Origin of the sequence: Bartonella sp. AP4SXKL (genome assembly GCF_042195845.1) — a bacterium.
In the GTDB taxonomy this organism is placed as follows: Bacteria; Pseudomonadota; Alphaproteobacteria; order Rhizobiales; family Rhizobiaceae; genus Bartonella.
Genome location: NZ_JBHIPA010000062.1, coordinates 1 through 876, shown reverse-complemented (window position 1 = coordinate 876; position 876 = coordinate 1). Strand labels below are relative to the sequence as shown.

Annotated in this window: 1 protein-coding gene and 1 pseudogene; both read right to left on the bottom strand. The window is 38.8% G+C overall.

Features of this window, described 5'->3' with window-relative positions; translation table 11 throughout:
• Nucleotides 1-275: 275 nt before the first annotated feature.
• Nucleotides 276-683 carry a hypothetical protein gene (locus tag ACFIMI_RS09675; RefSeq protein ID WP_375635130.1) on the bottom strand — a complete coding sequence of 136 codons (408 nt, stop codon included), beginning with the start codon at nt 681-683 and terminating at the stop codon, nt 276-278.
• A pseudogene (locus ACFIMI_RS09670) lies at nt 680-876 on the bottom strand (filamentous hemagglutinin); the annotation flags it as partial. The gene ACFIMI_RS09675 and the pseudogene ACFIMI_RS09670, both read right to left, overlap by 4 nt.

Genomic DNA, 876 nt, shown 5'->3' with positions numbered 1-876 from the left:
TTTCTCCATAATGCTGGAGAAAGTGAGGGAATTGAGTTAACACATCCAGTGATACTTAACAGAGCTATACAACTCAATAGTTTTAAGATTTTCTTCATTATTCCCCTCTTTCAATGGATTTATTTACAATAAAAAAGCTCATAAGCCTGTTGATATTTCCTGTCACCGCTGCTTAAAACAACGGTGAACAATATTGAGATGTTAGATTGAGAAAACAATCCCGCCATTCCAAGCGAAGGCAAGGATGGCGGATTGTTGATCATCACAAGAAAGACTTAAGGATAGCATTCATATTGTTCTGGATGCTTTTTACAAAAAGGGCTGTTTAAGCGCTTCTTGACACTGCGCTGTGGAACAACAGCACCTGGACGACAAATCGGGAGATTTTCGGCTTTATGGTTTACACACCATCCCCCCCCCCTTTCATCTTTATAGCGGAAACCTGATTGAACCATACAAGCATGAATCGTTGCTATTGCATTGTTGCTTAAATTTCTGTTTTCTGGAAATACATCATAAGGAGCTGGCATACCACATTCTAATAAGGCTTTTCCTATTTCAGTAAAATCAGTAACACCATTTTTCTCCCACGCGCTCAAATACCCCCCAGGAGTTTTATTAAACTGACATCCTGCAATACCTAACAAAGTTACAGCACTTAATAATTTTAGAGTTTGTTTCATTTTTTACTCCATGATTTACTTAAAGGAAATTGTTCACGATGAGATGAGCCATAATTATAGCGACATTTTGGACTCGCATCTCCAAGACAAGTATGGGGACTTATGGGATTCATGACCACTCTCCACCATTCTGTCAAAACGTTACTACCAGCAGGTATTGTCTCATAAGTATAGCCATTGCCGCCAATAATTC

Coding starts and splice junctions, on each gene's coding strand:
- ACFIMI_RS09675 (WP_375635130.1), bottom strand. CDS start 683: ATGAAACAAACTCTAAAATTATTAAGTGCTGTAACTTTGTTAGGTATT.